General features: G+C 70.2%; 11 protein-coding genes. 6 read left to right on the top strand and 5 right to left on the bottom strand.

Annotated features, from left to right (window positions below; translation table 11 throughout):
* Nucleotides 1-17 precede the first annotated feature (17 nt).
* On the bottom strand, nt 18-434 hold the full coding sequence (locus AN218_RS06315) for a Fur family transcriptional regulator (protein WP_079131872.1): 417 nt from the start codon (nt 432-434) through the stop codon (nt 18-20).
* Nucleotides 435-783: 349 nt separating this feature from the next.
* On the opposite strand from AN218_RS06315, the gene AN218_RS06310 reads away from it, so the two are divergent.
* Both AN218_RS06310 and AN218_RS06305 read left to right on the top strand, forming a co-directional pair.
* Nucleotides 784-1,164, top strand: a complete 381-nt coding sequence (locus AN218_RS06310; protein ID WP_070015638.1) for a hypothetical protein — start codon at nt 784-786, stop codon at nt 1,162-1,164.
* Nucleotides 1,165-1,177: 13 nt separating this feature from the next.
* Nucleotides 1,178-2,371 (top strand): GTP-binding protein, encoded by a 1,194-nt coding sequence (locus tag AN218_RS06305; protein ID WP_244900312.1) that lies wholly within the window; start codon nt 1,178-1,180, stop codon nt 2,369-2,371.
* 76 nt (nt 2,372-2,447) lie between these two features.
* On the opposite strand, the gene AN218_RS06300 is transcribed toward AN218_RS06305, so the two are convergent.
* Genes AN218_RS06300 through AN218_RS06290 form a run of 3 tightly spaced genes read right to left on the bottom strand, consistent with a single transcriptional unit; the run spans nt 2,448 to nt 7,638 of the window.
* Entirely contained in the window at nt 2,448-5,024 is a 2,577-nt protein-coding gene (locus AN218_RS06300; protein ID WP_079131871.1) for an ABC transporter ATP-binding protein/permease, read from the bottom strand.
* Complete coding sequence (locus AN218_RS06295) at nt 5,021-6,004, bottom strand: ABC transporter permease (protein WP_079131870.1); 984 nt, start codon at nt 6,002-6,004, stop codon at nt 5,021-5,023. The genes AN218_RS06300 and AN218_RS06295 overlap by 4 nt, the downstream gene beginning before the upstream one ends.
* Nucleotides 6,005-6,060: 56 nt before the next feature.
* On the bottom strand, nt 6,061-7,638 hold the full coding sequence (locus tag AN218_RS06290; protein ID WP_070015636.1) for an ABC transporter substrate-binding protein: 1,578 nt from the start codon (nt 7,636-7,638) through the stop codon (nt 6,061-6,063).
* A 646-nt stretch (nt 7,639-8,284) separates the two neighbouring features.
* Between AN218_RS06290 and AN218_RS06285 the strand changes: the two genes are divergently transcribed.
* Entirely contained in the window at nt 8,285-9,136 is an 852-nt protein-coding gene (locus AN218_RS06285) for a thioesterase II family protein (RefSeq protein WP_216311724.1), read from the top strand.
* Between the two features lie 170 nt (nt 9,137-9,306).
* Here AN218_RS06285 and AN218_RS06280 read toward each other — a convergent pair whose 3' ends face one another.
* Nucleotides 9,307-10,971, bottom strand: coding sequence for an MFS transporter (locus AN218_RS06280; protein WP_070015632.1), 1,665 nt, complete (start codon nt 10,969-10,971; stop codon nt 9,307-9,309).
* Nucleotides 10,972-11,099: 128 nt separating this feature from the next.
* On the opposite strand from AN218_RS06280, the gene AN218_RS06275 reads away from it, so the two are divergent.
* Genes AN218_RS06275 through AN218_RS06265 form a run of 3 tightly spaced genes read left to right on the top strand, consistent with a single transcriptional unit; the run spans nt 11,100 to nt 22,119 of the window.
* Complete coding sequence (locus tag AN218_RS06275) at nt 11,100-18,734, top strand: non-ribosomal peptide synthetase (protein ID WP_070015630.1); 7,635 nt, start codon at nt 11,100-11,102, stop codon at nt 18,732-18,734.
* Nucleotides 18,731-19,831: a saccharopine dehydrogenase NADP-binding domain-containing protein gene (locus tag AN218_RS06270; RefSeq protein WP_070015628.1), complete on the top strand. Its 1,101-nt coding sequence runs from the start codon at nt 18,731-18,733 to the stop codon at nt 19,829-19,831. The genes AN218_RS06275 and AN218_RS06270 overlap by 4 nt, the downstream gene beginning before the upstream one ends.
* Nucleotides 19,828-22,119, top strand: coding sequence for a bifunctional Gfo/Idh/MocA family oxidoreductase/class I SAM-dependent methyltransferase (locus tag AN218_RS06265; protein ID WP_070015626.1), 2,292 nt, complete (start codon nt 19,828-19,830; stop codon nt 22,117-22,119). The genes AN218_RS06270 and AN218_RS06265 overlap by 4 nt, the downstream gene beginning before the upstream one ends.
* Nucleotides 22,120-22,121: the final 2 nt, after the last annotated feature.

The following is a 22,121-nucleotide window of genomic DNA, read 5'->3' as shown; positions in this document are numbered from 1 at the left end:
GTCAGCGTGCCGGCATCTCAGAGGTGGCAGTCCATGCATTCACCGCTGAGTTCCAGCGTGTGCGTCACGTTGGAGAAGCCGGTGAGCTGGTCGAGGTGGGCGGCCCAGCGTTCGACGATGTCCGTGTCGACGGCTTCGCTGCGTCCGCACCGGCGGCAGATCACATAGTGCTGGTGCTCGGAGGTGGAGCGTCTCCTGTAGAGGCGCTCACCGGAGGCTTCGCTCCGTATGACGTCGACCTGCTCGGCTCTCTCCAGGTCTCTCAGGGCGCGGTAGACCGTACTCAGCCCCACGAGCGTCCCGGTCTGCGCGAGGCGTGCGTGCAGACCCTGGGCCGAGATGAAGTCGGGGGCGGCTGAAAGGTGTTGAAGGATGTCCAGACGTTGCCGGGTGCGGCGCGCGCCCAGCGGTGTCGTGCCTCGGGTCTCACTCACGGCGGACGCAGCCCTCCTCGTGTCGGGATGAGGGGGCCGGACGTCGGTGAGGAAGCCGGAGGACGAAGGCTGCGGGTCCAGGTGAACGCGGTGTTCTCGCAGAGAGCGGCCGCCGGATCGCATCCGTCCGCGAGGCAGGCGACCCCACGGCGCGGACTCCCCTAATGAAAATGGATGTCGTTTCTGTAGAATAGTGCCCGTGGCCCTCGGCGGACAACGGCCGTCGGGCGAGCGCCACTCGGCCACAGCAACGGATGAACCGGCGCCATGCGTACCAGCACCCGGGCCCGAGGGCCCGGCCTGCCGCCTCCAGCAGGCGGCACTTCCGTCAAGATCGCGAGGATGATGTATGAACGGCCCGGCACCCGCCCCGGGGAAGCGTCCCTTCACACTCGTCGTCTGCACCGACTGCCGGGATTCTGCCGATGAGCAGGTGGTGGAGCGGCTGCGCCAGGCAGTCAGCCGCTGTCCGCACGGAGTCATGGTCGCCACCCGCTGCCTGAGCGCACTGCTGCGCTGTCATCGCTCCCGTGGACTGCACGCCGCCGTCCAGCCGTGCGGCGAGGATCGCGAGCCGACCGGGGTGGTGAAGCGACTCGGCCCGATCACGACCGAGGCGGACGCGGAGGCGGTCGCCGCGTGGCTGCTGGCCGGCATGCCGGACGACGACCCGGTGCCTGCCGGCCTCCGTGCCGGCCCGTCACCGCAGCATGTCGCCCACCTCAACTGACCAGGGCGACACCGTGACCAAGTGTCTGTTGAGCGTGGCGGCGGGGAACACCCCTGCCGCGCGGGGCGCCGTCGTCGACCAGATGCTCGCCGCGGCCCCGGACGCCGTCGTCCTGGCGGTCTCCGTCGAGAGCAGGGACGAGAAGTATCCGGTGGTCCAGAGTCTTCTCTCCGGCGTCGACCCGACGCTGCGGAATACGGCTTCACTTGGGGCTACAGGTGATCCCGTGGTGATCCTGCGCCAGGCGCTTCTCTCCATCCGTCACGCTGACCGACACCCTCACGTCATTCTTGCCCTCCCGCAGAATCTCGACGTCCTGCCTCTCTTGGCGGAGCTGTGGCGGGTGCCGACGGGTGGCAGCTCGTTGGCGGACCATTTCGATCCGGCGCCTGTCGTCGTGGGGATCGATCCGGCCTCGTTCTTGGCGGACATGGGCTGTATCCACAGGGCCGTACAGCAGTGGAACGGGTCGGAGCACGGCGATCCCCTCACTGTCGCCGAGGCCGCCGCCCGTCAAGTCGAGGCGGCCGACGCCCTGGTGGTGCGGTCCGCGACGGACAACAGCGACGACTCCCAGGCTTCGGGCGTCGCCTCGTTGACCTCACACCTCAACGCACGAGCCCTCCTGACGCAGTGCCCCCGCGACGGCGTACCCGGGACGGAACTCCGCTCGTCGTTCGTCCGGCGCCTGCCACCCGAAGCCGCCGACGAGCGGCGGGCGCGGCTGGAGCCGGTGACCGCAGCGCTCGTGCACCGTGGCCTCGACAACGGAGTGCGCACCGTACTGTGGCGAGCCCGCCGCCCCGTACACGCTGAGAGGCTTTCCGGCGCGCTGGCAGACGTCATGTTCGGCGTCGTACGAAGCCGCGGGCATCTGTGGCTGGCGAGCCGCCCCGACTCCGTCGTGATCTGGCATTCCGCGGGCGCACACCTGGAGTTGAGAGAAGCGGGCGGCTGGCTGGAGGCAGGGGCCGCAGGCGCCTGGGAGGCGGCCTCGCCGCAGCGGCGCACACTCGCCTCCTGGTTCTGGGACGACTACTACGGTGAGCGACGCAACGAGATCACCTTCACAGGCGTCGATCTCGATCACCGACGGATCCATGCGGTGCTGGACGCGACCCTGCTCACCGACGAAGAACTGTCCCGGGGGCAGGAGTCCTGGGCCTCCATCCCGGACCCCCTCCTCGGGGATGCCGATCCCCTGTGACCGGCAGAGCCGGGAGTGGCCGAGACGCGGCGGACCCGAAGTCGTGCTTCACCACTCGCCCTCGAGTGCCCATCGTTCAGGGCAACTCGGGGACGGCGGAGATCAGTTCCCGGGAAGCCGGGTGACGGGGGTCGGCGAGAACGCCGGCCACCGGCCCGTACTCCAGGACTCCTCCCTCGCCCAGCACCGCCACGTCCCCGCCGAGCCGCGAGGCGACCGTCAGATCGTGGGTGACCACGATCAGCGCTGTTCCGCTGTCACGTCGTACGTCCCCCAGCAGATCCACCACGGAGGCGGCTGCCGTGGGATCCAGAGCGCTGGTCGCCTCGTCGCACAGGAGCACTCTCGGCCGGGCGGCGAGCGCTCGCGCCAGAGCGACGCGTTGCCGCTGTCCCCCTGAGAGCGAGCTGGGGCGCCGACGGGCGAAGCGCTCCTCCAGCCCGACGCGGTCCAGCAGACGGCGCGCCTCTTCGCGCGTGGACGCAGCGTCGGATGTCGTACAGAACAGCCTCAGCGGACGAGCCAGGATCTCCTCCACGGTGTGGGAGGGGTTCAGGGAGTCGTACGGATCCTGCGGGACGAGCTGGACCATGCGGAGCTCCTCCCGGCTGCGTTCACGTACGCGTGGCGCCAACGGTGCTCCGTCCAGCAGCACTTCGCCCGTCCGACGTCCGTGAAGTCCGGCCAGGCAGCGCAGCAACGTCGTCTTGCCGCAGCCCGACGGACCGACCAGCGTGAGACAGGAGCCGGCTGCCACCGCGAGGTTCACCTCGGACAGCACCGGGACTCCACGCGGTCCGTGCATCAGGCCGAGCGACCGCGTGGCCAGTACGTCGTCGGCGTTCGTCCCGCGGGGGTCTGGGAGATGCGGACTCCTGCGCTTCACAGACCGCTCGCCCGCCTCGTCCCCGAGGAGGGTGCTTGCGGCACGGGCCGCCGTGACCAAGTCGGCACCGGCGTCGCTGGCCGCTTCATGAAGGAGGCGTTCGGCGGGTCCCGTCTCCACGATCCGGCCGCCGGCCATGACCGCGATCGTGTCGGCGACACCGGCCGCGGCGGCGAGGTCGTGGGTCACCATCAGGACGCTCACACCGGTCTCACGCCGCAGCCGGTCCAGATCCGCCAGCAACGCGGCGGCTGTCACCGGGTCCAGGGCGCTCGTCGGTTCGTCCAGCACGAGGACGTCCGGGCGCCCCGCCAACGCCCCGGCTATAGCGACGCGTTGCCGTTGTCCTCCGGAGAGCTGGTGCGGCCTCCGGCGCAGAAACCGCGCGTCGTCGGGGAGTCCGACGAGGCGCAGGGCCTCCCGGGCACGTTGTTCACGCTGCTGCGCCGGAACGCCGCCGGCCGCGAGCAGTTCCGTGAGGTGTCTGCCGACGCGCAGAGTGGGCGACAGCGACGTTCGCGGATCCTGTGGAACGTAAGCGGTGTGCTGTGCGCGCAGCCGCCGCAGGGCACGTTCGCCGAGTCCGGTGACCGGCTTCCCGGCCACCGTGACGGTGCCTCCGGTCTGCCGCAGTCCCGGACGGACACGGCCCAGCACAGCGAGCGCGAGTGTCGTCTTGCCGCTCCCCGACTCTCCGACCAGAGCGAGAATCTGACGGGGCGCCAAGTCGAGGTCGACAGAGTACAGAACAGGACCGGTGGCCGACTCGATGAGCAGGCCGCGGGCTCTGACCGCACCGTCGGTCCCGTCGTCGGCCGGCTCCTCGGCAGGCGCCGAGGGTGCGTCACCGCCTCGTGGACTTCGCGTACGGGGCCGGCAGTCGTCGGCCGCCGGGGAGAGCTGGTCCACGAGGAGATTGGCGGACAGCAACAGAACGAGCAGCATCAGGGCGGGAGCGAGTACGGCCAACGGCTGCAGTGCGAGCCCCGATTGATTCTCCAGCAGCATCAACGACCAGTCGGCGGCCGGTGGTTGAACTCCGTACCCCAGGAACCCCGCTGTGGCGAGCGTGAACACCGCACCCACGAAACGCACGCCGGCGTCTGCCCGCAGGAGCGGCCGCAGATTGGGGAGCACTTCACGCAGCAGCACGTACCCCAGCCCCTCGCCGCGTCCCTGCGCCACTTCTACGTAGTCGTGCTCCAACGCCTGAAGCGTGGCGGCGCGCACCACGCGGGCGATGTCGGGAAGCAGAATCAGCGTGGCGGCGACGGCCACTCCCGTCCATCCCCGCCCGGTGGCCACGATCAACACGCTCAGCAGCATGAACGCGGGCATGCTCATCAAGACGTCGACCGCGCGCATGATCACGGAGTCGACCCAGCCGCGCCGCAGGGCGGCCGTCGCTCCTGCCACGGCTCCCACGGCATAAGCGGTGACCATGACCGCGCAGGAGGCAAGGAGCAGCGACCGACCGCCGCTCAGCACCCGGCTGAGCACATCGGCGCCCAACTTGTCGGTTCCCAGCGGCAGTTCGCCATCAGCGGGGGCGTACGGGACTCCTACGACCTCACCGGGGTCGTGCGGGGCCAGCAGCGGCCCGAGGACCGCGGTGAGCAGTGTCAGCAGCAGTACCGCACCCGTCGCCGCGACGCGTCGTCTGCGGGAGCTGCGGCGTCCTTCGTCGGACGGGCCCGTACCGGGCGTGCCGTCGCCGGACGCTGCCTCAACGGACCTGCCCTGCTTGGTCAGAGCCTCTGGGGTCATACTCCACTTCCCCGGACGGGATTGAACACGGCGGACAGCACGTCAGCCAGCAGATTCAGCGTGACGGTCACGCAGGTGGCGATCAGGGCGACGGCCAGTACCACGGGGGCGTCCCGGGCCGCGGACGCGTCCACCAGCGCCGCGGCCACTCCCGGGTAGCCGAACAGGCTCTCCGCGACCAGAGTTCCACCGAGCAGGTAGGAGACGTAGCGGGCCATGAGCGGTATCGAGGGGACGATCGCGGCAGGGAGAATCCAGCGCAGTACCACGCGGGACTCGGGAACGCCGCTCAGCCGGGCTGCTTCGACTGCGTCCGAGGACGCGGCCTGTACCGTTCCCGCCCGCAGCAGACGGACGTTCTGTGCCAGACACGCCGACACGAGCGTCAGCACAGGCAGGACGAGCACCGAGGGCCTGTCCGCGGGGCTTTCTCCCGCGGACAGGACCGACACCGCCGGAAGCCACCCCAGGCCCGTCGCGAAGCAGAGCACCAGCAGCGTTCCGGTGACGAACTCGGGGATGCTGACCAAGGTCAGGCTGGACGCCGTGATGACGCGGTCCGAGCGCCGGTCGGCCCGCAGACCCGACCAGATGCCGAGAAGGAGCGCCAGCGGAATCAGCACGGCGACCGCCACACCCCCCAACAGCAGGGAATTGACGGCACGTTCGGCGATGAGTCCGGACACCTCCCTGCCCTGGGCGTAGGACACACCCAGATCGCCGCGCACGGCATGGGCGAGCCAGGCCAGGTAGCGCTGGGGGAGAGGCGCGTCGAGACCGAGTGTGTGCCGGAGCGCCTCGACCTGTTCCCGCGTGGCACCGCCCTGCTGCGAGAGCCGTGCGGTCGCGGCATCACCGGGGGCCAGCGATGTCGCCGCGAAGACGAGCACGGACACGACGAACAGCACCGTGATCGAGGCCGACAGCCGGCGCAGCACCAGCCAGAGAAGCCCACGCGTCCTCGCGGCGCGGTCGGTCACGGACTCGCCCCCCGGGACCTTCGCTTGTGCCGGGGGCCGGAGATCTGCTGCTGTGCTCACGGGCTCAGGAACGCGTCGCGCAGCGAGGGGTAGTCCGCGAAGCCCAGCGCCTTCACATCCTGTACGTGAGGAGTGGCCGCGGCGGCCCCGGGCAGCCGGGCGAAGACGGCGTCCCCTCCGTGGTCGTGGAGGTAGTGCTGGACGTCGGCGACGGCGCGTTCGCGGTCCGTGTCCTTGACCGACCGGCGCATGGCGCGCATGAGGCTCTCTAGACGTTCGGGAGCGGGGCCGGTGAAGGGGTAACTCGCGCCGCTCCCGTAGTAGTTGGACAGTTGCAGCGGCAGCGTCATCGGGGAGAACACGGTTGTCTGAACGGGCGTGTGGAGCATCTTCTCGGTGTCGCTGTAGTAGTCGGCGGGCGGCACCTTGTCGACCCTGACGTTCAGTCCGGCTTCCTTGGCCTGCTGTACGAATGCGGTGGCGCTTTCCACGGCGCCGTAGGACAGGGCGCTCGTACGCAGGGAGATGCGCTCTCCCGCCCGCCCGGCCTTCTTCAGCAGTGCCCGGGCCCTTTCGGGGTCGTGATCGCGTGCCGGAAGGTCGCCGGCGTACCAGCGCTGGTGCTTGCCGAGCGCGTCGTCAGCGACTTCTCCGTAGCCGAGTGTCACGCCCTTGACCATCGCCTCCCTGTCGATGGCGTACTTGACGGCCTTGACGGCGGCGGCCGAAGTGAAGGGCGTCTCCTCCAGGTTCATGCTGAAGGAGAGTTCGTTCCACAGGTTCCGGGGCGGGAGCAGGACGCGGATCGCGTCGTCGGACTTCTCGGCCCGGGCCGCGGTCAGGGCGACGCTGCCCGCGTAGTCGAACTGGCCGGACTTCAAGCCGCTGAGCCGGGCGGCCGGATCGGTGACGGAGAACAACTCGATCTCGTCCAGGTAGGGGCCGCCGTCGTCGGAGCCCCAGTAGTTCCGGTTGGCCTTGAGCAGGCTGCTCTTGCCGGCGGACCATTCGGCCAGCCTGAAAGGCCCGCTGCCCGGCGCCTTGGAGAGGTTCTTCGTCCCGTGCGGGAAGACGAACATGGACTGTGCCAGCACCAGGTCGAAGAAGCCGTCGGGGCGCTTGAGCGGAAGTGTCAGGGTGTGCTTGTCCCGTGTACGGGCCTTGCCGAAGTCCACTCCCGAGAGCAAGCCGGCTTGGCCGCCGGGGTGTGCGGCGAGAGTGCGCAGGCTGAACAGCACATCTTCGGCGGTGAGTTCGGAGCCGTCGCTGAAGACCACGCCGTCCCGGACCCGCACGGTCCACTCGGAGGCGTCCTTGTTTGCTTCGACGGCAGAAGCCAGGCGCCAGACGGGGCGATCGTCCTCCAATTCGCCCAAGGTGTCCCAGACGACGCGTGCTCGTACGTAATCGATGACGGTCGCGGTTGCCCGGACCACGCTCGTCGACTCGGAGTTCGAGCCGAGGAAGGCGGCGCGGAGCCGGCCTCCTCTGCGGGGTTTGCCCGAGTAGGACGATCCCGCCGACGGTTCGCCCGCGCTGCCGCCGCAGGCCGTGAGAAGTCCTCCGCCCGTGGTCAGCGCGGCCCCGGCGACGCCGCCCAGCAGCGAACGGCGGGATATCTGCGATCGGTTCACGTGACTGCCCTTCGACTCCCCGTGCAGGCAGGCCGCAGCGTGTTCCGGGGCGGCGCCGCACGGTGTGCAGGTGTCCGTGGCGAGGAGGCCGGAGCACCGAGCACATTAACATGGGATTCATTTTCATTTATGCTGCGTCTGCCGCCGCACTGCCGGCCTTTCTCCTTCGACGGCAGTGCGGCGGTTCGCCATGACGTGGCCGTGGGGTGACGGTCGGCCCCGCGTCGGCCGGCGGAGCCGCGTACATCACCGCCGGCCGATGCGAACCGGTAAGTCCGTTCGGTCTCCTGGGCGTTGCTCGAACCGGCCGATCGGGGACGGGGTGCCCGAGGGGGCGGGGCTGCTCCTGTATGGCAGTCCTGCTGTGCTGCCCGAGCTGCGGCCGGACTCGACCCCGAGGTGTGCGGACTTCCTTGGCTCGCTCACGCGCCCTCCTGGGTCGAGTAACGGGTCGTGCGGCACCAGGCTAGACGACAATGATTTTCAAAATCTATAGTGGGGTTCCCGCGCACGTAAAGTGCGGAGCCGCCGGCAGCGCCGAGGGGGGAGTGGAGCCCCGGTGCAGTGCCGTGCCGGGAAGCGGCCACGTCCCGGTATCTCTCCGGCGAAGACGGGCCGCGAGCACGGTCGGCCGAGGTCGCACTCCTTGCCGTACGAGCGGACATGGAAGATCGCACCGAATCGAGGAGCCGACGTGACTGACCCGAAGAGCCCGGGCGCATATCCGAACGACGCTGCCCGGGCGACGGCTTCATGGTTGCGCTGCCAGGTGCCCCGGCCGGAGGCGGAGTTGTGCTTGATCTGCCTGCCGCACGCGGGAGGCTCGGCGAGCTTCTACAAGGACTGGCCGCGTCTGCTGCCGGAGGGCATCGAGGTGCGTGCAGTGCAGTATCCGGGGCGGGAGGACCGCTTCGACGAGGAGTGCACGGACGACATGGACGTGATGGCCGATGCCGTCGCCCGGGCGGTACTCGGCCTCGGAGACCGCCGCTTCGCCCTGTTCGGGCACAGCATGGGTGCCGCAGTGGCTTACGAGACCGCTCGGCGAATTGAGCGTGTCCATCAGACGGAGCCGGTGAAGCTCATCGTCTCGGGGCGGCACGCGCCGCACCAGGCAGTGCACGGTGATGTCCATCTCAGGGACGACGACGCCGTGGTGGACGAACTCGTCAGGCTCGGTGGGACCGACGGCGTGCTGCTGCGCGATCCTGAGATGCAGTCGGTCTTCCTGCCCGTGATCCGTAGTGATTTCCGACTGGCCGAGACGTACCGTCACACGCCCGGAACGGAACTTCGCTGCCCCGTCACCGCGGTGATAGGCGACAGCGACCCGGAGGTCGATGAGGTACAGGCGTCCGGCTGGGCGTCACACACCAGCGGTGCATTCGCTCTCCACACACTGCCGGGAGATCACTTCTACCTCACTCCGGAGCGGGACGCGCTGCTGGACCTGGTGACGAGGGAACTCGGAGCTGCGAAGCCGGTGGGCCGGGCGTAGGGGAGCGCCGCGCGCCTCCGTGCAGAGCCTCCGTGAGGGGCACAACTGGCGTTGTGCGGTGCCCGGTTGCCGAGGGCCGGGTCTCGTTCTCGACGAAGCGGAACCAGCCGGATCCGTCGTCGTCTTCCGCGGCCCTCGGCAACCGGGCGGCCGGCGGGACGGCGGACAGCTCAGCCGCCCGTCGTCTCCGCTGCCTTGCGCGGTACCTCGGCTTCGTCCTGAGCCCGGTGCTCGTCGCGGTACACGTCTTTCTCACGTACCAGCACCAGACTTGCTGCCGCCGCGACCAGGCCGGCGATGCCGGCGACCAGGAAGATCTGTGACAGCGCTTCCGTGTACGCGGTGTGGGCCATGGTGAGAACCTGCTCGCGAGCGGTCTCGGGTACGGCCGTCCCCACCGCGTCGAACTGACCGGCGGTCACCAGGCTTTGCAGCCTCTCCGTAGCGGAGCCGGGCACGAGTCCGTCCAGCTTCTCCGCGGACATCACATCGTCGACCTTTGCCGTGAGGATGACGCCGAAGACGGCGACGCCGGTGGCGGTGCCGAGCGGGAAGAAGCTGTTGGCGGCACCCGAGGCGGTCCCGGCCCGGGACGCCGGCACCACGTTCACCGCCAGGGACAGCAGATGGGGAAGCGTCAGGCCGGCGCCCAGGCCGATCAGAACGAGCATCGGCAGCAGCGCCGTCCAGCCGTCCGAGGGCGAGATGCCCACGGTGAGCAGGACGCCTGCGCCGACCACCGTCATGCCCAGCGCGAGGACGCGGGAGACGGGCAGGAACTTCGCCAGCACACCGCTCAGCGGTGCACCGATCACGATGGCCACCGACTGAGCGAGCAGCACGAGGCCGATGCGGAAGGGGGTGAGATGCAGCATGCCCCCGAGCCACAGGGTGAGGAACGGCAGCATCCCGAAGCTGAAGATCCGGGCGGCGAAGCTGAGCAGCAGCGCGCCGCTGAACGTAGGAATCGTGAACAGCCGCAGATCCAGCATTGCGCTGGAACCGAGCCGCCACTGCACCGCGGCGAAAACGGCGGCGACGACGGCCCCGGCGGCCATCGAGACCACCACATCGAGCTCGGACCAGCCATCCTCGGCGCCCGCTAGCAGCCCGTAGTTGAGCAGGAACAGCGCCAGAACGGCGAGCACCGCTCCCGCGTAGTCGATGCGCCCGGGGCCCGATCCGGCTCCGCTCTCCGGGACCTTCCGTACGGTGCCGAAGAGAATGAGCAGGCCGAGGGGGACGTTGACGGCGAAGAGGTACGGCCAGCTCAGCCACTCCACGATCGCTCCGCCGACGAGCGGGCCGAGAGCAGCCGATGCGGCACCGCCGGCGGTGAACAGCCCGATGGCCCTCGTGCGTGCACGGGTCGGCGCTCCCTCGAAGACCCCCGATATCAGGGCGAGTGACGTCCCGAGCACCATCGCGCCGCCCGCTCCCTGCACTGCACGGGCCCCGATCAGGACGCCGGCGTTCGGGGCGAGTGCGCACACGGCGGAGGCGAGCGTGAAGACGGCGACACCGACGAGGAAGACCTTCCGGCGTCCGATCAGGTCGGAGACGGAACCGGCGGTGAGGAGCAGGGCGGCGAAGGTCAGCGTGTAGGCGTTGACGATCCACTGGAGGCTGTCCAGCGAAGCGTCGAGATCCGCCCCGATCTGAGGCATCGCCACGTTGACGACAGTGATGTCGAGCGTCATGAGCGCAGCCGCCAGGGCCGTTGCGCCCGTGGTCCAACGCCGGGCGCTGAGCACTCCCGGCGGCGTCTCTTCGATCGCTTCCGGCGCGACCTCCTGTGCTTCCTGGTTCGGGCGGGCGGCTTCGGACTCGGCCATGACCTTCCTTCCTCGATGGCGCGTGCGCACCGAGACGCTAGCCGCAAACCTTGATGTTGTAAATGATAATCGTTTCCATTATGGTCCCCGGTGGCTGACCGAAATCTGTCGTGAGGGGTTGCATCCGGATGTCCCAGGAACACGCGGCGCAGACGGCGAACGCACACCCGCGGCTCGACCTGCGCGGAGCCGTCGCCGAGGCGCTCGGCATCGCCGCCGAGGACATCCATGAGGAGACGCCACTGATCCAACTCGGGCTGGATTCCTTGACGATGATGAGGCTGGCCGGAACGTGCCGCCGCGCAGGTCTGGACGTCGGCTTCGCCGAGCTGATCGCCGAACCCACGCTGGCAGCCTGGAACCGGCTGGTCGCCGACCGGCAAGGAGACGGCGAGGCCGCCGCGGCCGGCGACAGCGACGAGAGGGAGTTCGACGCCGCAGCACCCTTCGACCTCGCGCTCATGCAGCACGCCTACTGGGTCGGACGCTCCCGGGAACAGCGGCTGGGCGGGGTCGCGGCGCACTTCTACCACGAGTTCGACGGGACGAATGTGGAGCCGGGGCGTCTGGAGAGCGCCGTCCGCACGCTGCTCGCCCGCCACGGCATGCTCCGCGTGAGCATCCTGGACGACGGCCGTCAGCGCATCCTCCCCACCAGCCCCTGGCCCGGACTGCGCATCCACGATCTGCGCGGACTCGATCCGCACGAAGCCCGCCGGAGGCTGGAGACCCTGCGCCGGGAGCTGTCCCACCGTCACATGGACATCTCCGCAGGGGAGGTCTTCGACGTCCAACTCTCCCTGCTGCCAGACGCCTTGCGTCATGGCGGAACCAGGCTGCACGTCAATCTGGACATGATCGCCGCCGACGCCCTGAGCCTGCGCGTCCTTCTCCACGACCTGGCTGCCGCCTACGCGGACCCGGCGACTCCGCTCCCCGCCCTCGACTACAGCTACCCCCGATACCTGGCCGAACGTGAGGCCGCACGCACGGCACCGGCGCGCGCGGCAGTCCGCGAGGCCGACCGGCAGTACTGGCAGGAACGTTTGCCTGAACTCCCCGTGGCACCACGGCTTCCCGCCGCGGCGGAGTACGACGGCACAGCAGTCGGCAGGGTCGTACGCCGTCACCGGCACCTGGAAGCCGAGCGCACCCGGAGACTGGAGCAGGCGGCCCGCGACCACGGGCTGACGCCCGCGATGGCGCTCGCGGCGGTCTTCGCGGAGACACTGGAAGCCTTCAGCGCCGAGCCCGAATTCCTGCTGAATCTGCCGCTGTTCGACCGGGAACCACTCCACGATCACGTCACCTCGCTCGTGGGCGACTTCACCTCGTCGGTGCTGCTGGCCTGGCACGGAAGGCAGCACGGCACGTTCGCCGAGCGCGCGACCCGGCTCCAGGAACAGTTCCACCAGGACGTCGCCCACGCCGGATACTCCGGTGTCGAGGTCTTGCGGGACGCCTCACGGCTGCGCGGAGAGCAGGTACTGGCACCGGTCGTCTACACCAGCGCGCTCGGACTCGGTGAACTGTTCGCCGACACGGTGCGGGAGAGCTTCGGTGAACCGTCCTGGATCATCTCGCAAGGTCCGCAGGTGTGGCTCGACGCGCAAGTCACCGAAGTCGCGGGCGGCCTGCTGATCAACTGGGACGCACGGGAGGACGCCTTCGCTCCCGGAGTGCTGGACGCGATGTTCGACGCCTACACCGGGCTGCTGGACCGTCTGCTCGCCGGCCCTGACGCCTGGAGCGCTCCCGTACCAGCGCTGCTGCCCGAGGAACAGCTCCGACTGCGAGAGAAGGCCGACGACGGGTGGCAGCCGCCCGAAGCACGCCTGCACGACGCGTTCTTCGCGCATGCGGCCGAGGATCCCGAAGCGCTCGCCCTGGTGGGGGAGCACGGCCTGTCGATGACGTACGGCGAACTCGCCGAACGGGCCCTTCGCGTGGCCGGGCACCTGCGCTCCAGCGGCGTCGCGCCGGGAGACCTCGTCGCCCTGACCCTGCCCAAGGGCACCGATCAGATCGTCGCCGTGCTGGGCATCCTCGCCGCCGGCGCGGCCTACCTGCCGCTCGGCGTCGACCAGCCCGCCGCACGGCGTGACCGCATCCTCGCCGCTGCCGGAACACGCCTCGTCCTCGACGATCTCAGCGTCTGCCGGAACGCCGAGCCGCTGCCCGCACCCGTACCCGGCGACGCCTCGGACCTCGCCTACGTCATCCACACCTCGGGCTCGACCGGAGAGCCCAAGGGCGTCGAGATCACGCACAAGGCCGCGCTCAACACCGTCGCCGACCTCAACGACCGGTTCGTCGTGGGCGGTTCGGACCGCCTGCTCGCGCTGTCGGCACTGGACTTCGACTTGTCGGTGTACGACGTCTTCGGGTCCCTCACGGCGGGCGGCGCCCTGGTCTGCGTCGAGGAAGCGGCACGCCGGGACGCCGTTGCCTGGGCCGAGTTGGCCCGAATCCACCGAGTGACCGTCGTCAACTGCGTTCCCGCGCTGCTCGACATGCTGATCACCGCTGCCGGTCCCGAGGGCCTGCCTGACCTCCGGCTCACACTGCTGGGCGGGGACTGGATCCCGCTCGATCTGCCCGGCCGCGTGCGCGGTGCTGCTCCTGACTGCCGGTTCGTGGCCCTGGGCGGCACCACCGAGACCGCGATCCACTCCACTCTCTGTGAGGTGGAGCGGGTCCCGGCCGCGTGGACCTCGGTGCCGTACGGGACCCCGCTGCGCGGTGTCGGATGCCGCGCCGTCGATCCGCACGGTCGTGACCGCCCGGACTGGGTCCCGGGCGAACTGTGGATCGGCGGGGCCGGTGTCGCCCGAGGCTACCGGGGCGACGAGGCCCGCACGGCCGAGAAGTTCACAGCCGTCGACGGGACGGATTGGTACCGCACGGGCGACCTGGTCCGCTACTGGCCGGACGGGACGCTGGAGTTCCTGGGCCGTGCCGACCAGCAGGTCAAGATACGCGGCCATCGCGTCGAACTCGGCGAGATCGAGGCCGTACTCGCCGCGGCCCCCGGCGTGGAGAGAGCGGTCGCGGTCGTCGATGAGGACGGACGACTGGGCGTGGCGGTGACCGGCGTCGCCGACCCCGCGCAGGTGCGTGCCCACGCGGCGGGGCAGTTGCCCGCCGCCATGGTTCCCGAACGCTGCCTGGTGACCGCCGAGTTCCCTCTGACGTCCAACGGGAAGACCGACCGCGGCGCCGTGCGACGCCTCCTCACGCAATGCGACGCGCGGAGCGAAGTCAGAGCGGTCACCCCGCCGCGCGGGGAGCGGGAGCAGCAGGTCGCCGACGTGTGGTCCTCGGTCCTCCACCTCGACGGCATCGGCCGCGAAAACGACTTCTTCGCCCTCGGCGGTGACTCACTGCTGGCGACGCGCATGATCGCGCGCCTGCGCGGCGACGGGCACGGCGGAGTACAGCTCTCCGAACTGTTCGCCGCTCCGGTGCTCGCGGACTTCGCCGCACTGCTGACGCCCGACGGCAGGCGGCCCGCCCCGCGTCCGCTGATCTCCGATCCGGAAAGCCGCCACGAGCCCTTCCCGTTGACCGACGTCCAGCGTGCCTACTGGCTCGGGCGCGGTGAGGACTTCACGCTCGGCGGCATCGGCTGTCACTTCTACCGTGAGTACGACGTCGAAGACCTGGACGTGGAGCGCCTGGAGGCGGCCCTCGACAGGCTCGTCGCCCGGCACGAGATGCTGCGCGCGGTCGTCGACGATAGTGGCGAACAGCGCGTCCTTCCCCAAGTGCCCCGGTTTCACGTGGAGATCGAGGAAGCCGGCCCCGACATGGAGGCGGCCTGCACCCGCCTTCGGGACACCGCCTCCCACCAGGTCTTCGATCCCGGAACGTGGCCGCTCTTCGCGGTCCGCGGAGTGCGTTCCGGCGCGCAGACCCGCATCGGAATCGGCATCGACAACATCGCCCTCGACGCCCTGAGCATCCTCGTCTTCTACGCGGAGCTGTCCGCTCTCTACACCGACCCGGAAGCCGAACTGCCGCCTGTGGAGGTCTCGTTCCGGGACTACGTGCACACCTGCGGCCCCGACCCCGAGACCGCCGCCGCGGCGAGGGACTACTGGAGCGAACAGCTCGACCGCCTGCCGCCGCCCCCTGCCCTGCCGCTCGCGAAGGACCCGTCCGAGGTCGCTCGCCCCCGTTTCGTACGGCACGCGGCACATATCGCCCCGGAACGCTGGCAGGCGCTCACCGGCCGTGCGCGGGATGCGGGGCTCACCCCCTCCGGCGTACTGCTCACGGCCTTCGCCGAGGTCCTGGGGCGCTGGAGCGCCCGGCCCGAACTCACCCTGAACCTCACGCTGTTCGACCGCCGTGACGTCCATCCCGACATCGGCAATGTGCTCGGCGACTTCACCTCGCTGATGCTTGTCTCCTCCCGGCCCCGTGCGGAGGAGAGCTGGCTTGCCAGAGCCCGCCGTGTACAGCGGGAGTTGTGGCGTTCGCTCGACCACCGTGAGGTCTCGGCGGTGTGGGTGCTGCGCGAACTGGCCCGCCGTACCGGCACGCCTGAGACCACCATGCCCGTGGTGTTCACCTCCGCTCTCGGGCTGGGCGGCGATTCCCCCGGCGCGCCCTTCGAACGTGACGTGTGGGGCATCTCCCAGACGCCGCAGGTCTGGCTGGATCACCAGGTCACCGAGGACGCCGACGGTGTGCACCTCAACTGGGACGTCGTCGAGGAGCTCTTCCCCGACGGGTTCGTGGAGGCGATGTTCGCCGCCTACACACGGCTGTTGGAATGGCTGGCCGAGCACGACTGGAACGAGCCCGTCCCCGACCTGCTGCCCGACGCGCAGCGCGCTGTGCGTACCGGAGTCAACGACACCGGCGACGGGGTACCGGGTCTGCTGCACCGTGACTTCTTCTGCCGCGCCGCCGAGCAGCCGGACCGTACAGCCCTGCTGTGGGGCGAGGACGGGAGGATGAGCTACGGCGAACTCGCCCACCGCGCACTGCGGTTGGCGGCGGTGCTGAGCGAACACGGCGTCGCCCGCGGCGAACCCGTCGCCGTCAGCATGCCCAAGGGCTCGGAGCAGATCACGGCGGTCCTGGGAGTGCTCGCGGCCGGAGCCGCCTACGTTCCCGTCGGCGTCGATCAGCCGCCCGCGCGGCAGGAGCGCATTCACCGGACCGCTGGCACACGGTTGGTCGTGACCGGTTCCGCGGACGCCGCACCGTCGGGGTCCGGTCCCAGCACGCCGGACGGCATACGGCGGTTGAGCGTTGACGCGGTGCCGTCGGGCGGAGCGGCGGACGGGCCGGTCGACGTCCCGGTGGACGCGCTGGCCTACGTCATCTTCACCTCGGGCTCCACCGGCGACCCCAAGGGGGTCGAGATCACCCACCGTGCCGCGGCGAACACCGTGACCGACATCAACCAGCGCTACGGAGTGGGGGAGCGGGACCGGGTTCTCGCCGTCTCGGCGCTGGACTTCGACCTGTCGGTGTACGACATCTTCGGTCTGCTCTCGGCAGGCGGAGCGCTGGTCCTGATCGACGAGGAAGACCGACGTGACGCACGGCGCTGGCTGGACCTGGTCCGTCAGCACCGGGTGACCGTGTGGAACACCGTGCCGGCGCTTCTGGACATGCTGCTCGTCGTCGCGGAAGCGGCGCAGCCGGCGGACTCGCTGGAGCTGGCCCTGGTCTCCGGCGACTGGGTGGGCCTCGACCTCCCCGGACGGCTGGCCGACCAGAGTCCGTGGGCGCGCTTCGTCGCCCTCGGCGGTGCGACCGAAGCGGCGATCTGGTCCAACGCGTTCGAGGTCGCCGAAGTCGTGCGCGACTGGCCCTCGATTCCCTACGGGCACCCGCTGCGCGGACAGCGCTACCGGGTGGTCGACACACACGGCCGTGACTGCCCGGACCGGGTCCCCGGTGAGTTGTGGATCGGCGGCGCGGGCCTCGCCCGCGGCTACCGGGGTGCGCCGGAGCTGACGGAAGAACGGTTCGTCGAAGACCGGGGAGAACGCTGGTACCGCACAGGGGACCTGGGACGCTACTGGCCCGACGGGACGCTGGAGTTCCTCGGCCGTGCCGACCAGCAGGTCAAGATCAGGGGCCACCGCATCGAACTCGGCGAGATCGAGGCAGCGCTGCTGGAGACGCCTGGAGTGGGCCATTCCGTGGTCACCGTGGCGGGCGACGGCGCCTCACGCCGGCTGGTGGCCGCGGTCGTCCCCGCCGCCGCTCCCGCGAGCGATCCCGTCAGTGACCCCGTCAAACAGGGGCAACCCCCCTCCTCCACCGAGGAGTTCCGCCGCCGTGCACGGGAGCGCGAGAGCGCCGTTGCCGAGTCCTTCCTGGCCCGGCTCCTGCACCTCGACGACCTCAGCGGCCAGGAGAGCCTCACGGTCGCCCAGTGGGCCGGCCGGGTTCGGGCCGCCGAGCCCCATCTGCCCGTTCTCCGCCTCTGGTTGAAGTGGCTCGCGGAACGGAAGGTCCTGCTCGCAACGCCGACGGGGTACGCACCCGGTCCCGAGGCCGGTGCCGCGCTCGTCGGGAGGCTCCTCGAACAGCACGACGCTTACGGCGAGTTGCTCGCTCAGGCACAGCGGCGCCTGACGGACCGGCTTGGGGACTTCCGGGAAATCCTCGCCGGCCGCCTCGACCCGTCGGTCCTTCTCGACGACGACATCCTCGCGCCCTCGCGCCTGTCGGCCGCCGACCCGGGCACCGCCACCGCGATCGACGACGTCGCCGCGATCGTCGCCGACAGTACGGCGGGAGCGGACCGGCCCCTGGAGCTGGCCGTACTCGGCAGCCAACCCGGCGCGGTCGGGCGGCTGTTGGAAGATCTGACACAGGATCAAGTGCGCTGCACGCTGCTCGACAACGACCCCGACCAGGTGGAAAAGGCGGCCCGGAGCTTCACCGGCAGCGCTCACGAGGTCGCATGCCGCCGACTGCCCGGCCTGGCGGTGCCCGAGGAGTTGCGTCACCGATTCGACGCCGTCGTCCTCGACCACGTCCTCCACCGCAGCCCGGAACCGTCCCGCGGCCCGGCGCTGGCCGCGCTGCTGACCCGGCCCGGGGGACTGCTCGTGGCCGTGGAGCGCTCCGAGCTGACCCCTGTCGCCCTGCTGACAGCAGGCCTGCTCGACGGCGGATACGCCGCGTTCGACCGAGAGCGCCGAACCGCCGGGACACCCACGCTGGCTGCGGCACGCTGGGCCGGACTGCTGTCCGCGGCCGGCTACCGGAACTTCACTCACCGGCCGGTGCACACGTCCTTCACCGAGGTGCTGACCGCCCGCAGGTCTCCTCACGCGGCGGATCTCGACCCCACGTCGCTGCGTGACCACGCGGCCGCGTATCTGCCGGCGCACATGCTCCCCGACCGGATCACCGTGCTGCCGTGGCTGCCGCTCGGCGCGAACGGCAAGGTCGACCGCTCCGCAGTCGCCGCTGCCGCCGGTCTCGGACAGTCCGACACCCCGGACGAGCCACCACAGGGCGAGTTGGAGGAAGCCGTCGCCGGGATCTGGTGCGAACTGCTCGACGTGGCCGCTGTGGGGCGCAGGCAGAACTTCTTCGCCCTGGGCGGCGACAGCCTTCTGGCGACCCGGTTCCTGACCAGGCTGGCGCAGCGCTTCGGCGTGCGGCTTCCGCTGCGGCGTATGTTCCAGGGCCCCACCCCGGAGCAGATCGCCCAGACCCTCTCCCGGGAACTGGACGCGCATCAGGGCTCCTTGGAAGAGACCGAGGAGGGCGTCCTGTGATCGGAATCCTCGGTGGGTACGGCGACGTGGGCGGGTACGCGGCGCGGCTGCTCGCCCGGTGGGACGCGGGACCGCTGCGCATCGGAGGCCGTGACGCAGTACGGGCCGAGAAGTTCATCGCCAACGACCTCCCCGCGACCCGTGCCGAGGCGGTCGCCGTCGACATCGACGATGCGGCGTCTCTTACCGCTTTCGTCCGCGGCTGCTCCCTCGTCCTCCACTGCGCGGGCCCCTCGCACCTGACCTCGCAACGGGTCACCTACGCCGCGCTGATGGCGGGCGCCCACCTCGTCGACTCCGGAGGAGGCCGGCTTCCGGAGCGCATCAGCACCGCCGTGGGAGAGCGTGTCGCGCTGTACGAGGCGGGCGCTCTTCCGGGACTGACCGGGCTGCTGCCCCGGTGGCTGGCCGCGCGGCACTTCGACCGTGTGGAAGAGCTGACCTCCTACACGGCCGTCCTGGACCGCTTCACCAGGACCGGTGCCGAGGACTACCTGGACGGGGTGCTCGGCGAGGAGAGCGAACCGCTCGCCGCGTGGCGGGACGGCGCCCGCCGCTCCGGTGCCCTCACCAGGCTGCCGGGTCGGCAACTCCCGTACGTACCCCGGCCGGTGGTGGCATGGCCCTACCTGGACGGCGAGGGGGAGAGACTCGCCCGGCACCTCTCGTTGACCCGGGGCAGTTGGTACACCGCGATCGACGGTGAACACCTCACGCGCGCACTGGAAGCCGCCCACTCTCTGCCTCGCGCCGATGCCGTGGCCGGACTCCGCCGGGCCACCGCACTCGACGTGGCCGGACGCACGCCTTATCTCACGCTGCTCGTCCAACTCGACGGCACCGCAGCCCGGCAGCCGGCGACGCGTACCGCAGTGCTCAAGGCCCCCGGGATCTCCGCACTGACCGGAGCCGTGACGGCAGTCGCCGCCCTCGCCGTGCTGCGGGGCGAGGTCGCGCGCGGAGCGCACCGGGCCGAGGCGGCTCTGGGCGCCACCACCGCGATCGAACGGCTCACCACGGAGCCCGGCGTGTGCGACCTCATGACGCACGACGCGGCGATCGGCGAACTCATCGACACCGAGGAAGGATCGCTGTGAAGGGAGGCCGACTCAAGACGGTCGTGTGCGGCACGACCTTCGGGCAGTTCCATCTCGCCGCACTGGCCGCTTCCCCCGACGAATTCGAGATCGCGGGGGTGCTCGCAGCCGGCAGTCGGCGCTCCGCCGACTGCGCCGCCCGCCACGGCGTTCCGCTCTACACCGACGTGGAGCAGCTACCCGAGGACGTGGATCTCGCCTGCGTCGTGCTGCGCTCAGGAGTCCTCGGGGGAGCCGGCACCGAGCTGGCACTGCGGCTGCTGAGCCGCGGCGTCAACGTCGTCCAGGAATCTCCCGTACACCACGACGACCTCGTCGCGTGCCTGCGTGAAGCACGGCGGCACGAGGTGGACTACCGCGTCGGTGACCACTACGTGCATCTCCCCGCAGTCCGGCGTTTCATCGACGCGGCACACCATGTACTCGACGGACAGCCTGCCGTCTACGTCGACGCCGCCTGCGCCTCCCAGGTCGCCTTTCCCCTGCTGCACATCCTCGGGGAGTCGATCGGCAGCCTCCGGCCCTGGCACATCCGTGCCGCACCCGCCGAACCGGAGGCGCCCTTCACCGTCCTGACCGGGCAGTTCGGGGCGGTGCCGCTCACCCTGCGCGTACACAACCAGGTCGACCCCGACGACCCGGACAACCACCTGCATCTCCTGCACCGCGTCACCCTGGGCACTGACAGCGGCGGCCTCACCCTCGCCGACACCCACGGCCCCGTGTCGTGGAGCCCGCGCCTGCACATACCGGAATCCGTGAAGAACCGCTTCGACTTCGACGCTCCCGGTACTGAGCACCTGGCCGAACCCAGCACGCTCGTGCTGGAGGCGGCCTCCTCCTCCGACTACCGCCATGTGCTGCGTGATCAGTGGCCGCTCGCCATCCGCGACGACCTGCGGACGGCACGTTCCGCCGTCCTCGGCGAATCCTGCGCCGGCCGGCCTCACCAGTACCAACTGACCCTGGCTCGTATGTGGCAGGACCTCACCAAGGAACTCGGCTACCCGTCTCTGCGCCCTCATCAGCGTTATCGGCGGCTGCCGGCCTCGGAGCTGGCAGCCGCCACGGCCCAGGACGCCCCAAGTAGCGCGCCCGCACCAGGTGTTGCGGCACCGGCCGTCACGCAGACTTCCCCGCTGCGCGAGGTGGAGACCGGAGAGCTGGCCCGACTGGCCCGTGACGCGGCAGAGCGCCGCGTAGGCGACCTCGATGCCCAGCTCGTCCGCGACTTCGTACGGCAACTCGACGACGCGGTGCTCGCCTCGATGATCACAGCTCTCCAGCACGCCGGAACCCTGAGAGACACCGAACGCACCTACACGGAAGAGGAAGTCCTGCAGACCGCGGGCGTGGTTCCGCAGCATCACGGGCTGATCCGCCGTTGGCTGAAGCAACTCGCCCAGCGGTCGGTCATCGCACGGGACGGCGAAGGCTTCCGCGGTGCGCCGTCGCGCACGGAAGCGGACGTACGCCGGGCCTGGGAAACCGCCGCCGAGAGCTGGTGTCAGGGCCTCGGACCTGACGCGTTCATCACGTACCTCCGGGACAACGCCGACCGGCTTCCGCACCTGATGACGGGCGGGCAGCAGGCCGCCCTGCTTCTCTTTCCACAGGGACAGACGCACCTCGCGGACTCCGTCTACCGCGACCCGGTCACCGCCCGGTATCTCAACACGGCTGTCGCGGCGACCGTTTCGTCGCTGGCCGCGGGCCGCACCACCGACCGCCCGCTGCGTGTGCTCGAGGTCGGGGGCGGCACCGGAGCGACGACTGAGGCTGTCATCGACGCGCTCACCGGCAGCCACGGGACTGAGCCGGCCGTGGACTACCTCTTCACCGACGTCTCGCACTTCTTCGTCGCCGCGGCCAAGGAGCGCTTCGCGGCTCAACGATGGATCCGGCACGGCCTGTACGACGTCGACCAGGATCCGGCTGCGCAAGGGCTGCGGTCGGGTAGCGCCGACGTCGTCGTCGCCGCCGGTGTTCTCAACAACGCGCAGCACACGGATACGAGCGTGCGCTCCCTCGTCAGACTGCTGACGCCCGGCGGCCTGCTGCTGATCACCGAACCCACCCGCGAACATCTGGAAATCCTGGCGTCCCAGGCATTCATGATGACGGCCGCCGAGGACGCCAGACGCCGAGCCGACACCACCTTCCTCTCCCGGCAGCAGTGGCTCGACGTTCTTGCAGGCGCCGGTGCGGAGTCCGTCGAAACCCTGCCGCACGAGGAGCACCCCCTCGCCCCCCTGGGCCAACGACTCCTCATCGCCCGCTTCCGCTAGAG

It is taken from the genome of Streptomyces nanshensis (assembly GCF_001751255.1).
Taxonomy (GTDB): Bacteria; Actinomycetota; Actinomycetes; order Streptomycetales; family Streptomycetaceae; genus Streptomyces; species Streptomyces nanshensis_A.
Note: the sequence above shows the minus strand (reverse complement) of the source record. Positions and strands in the feature narration are given on the sequence as shown.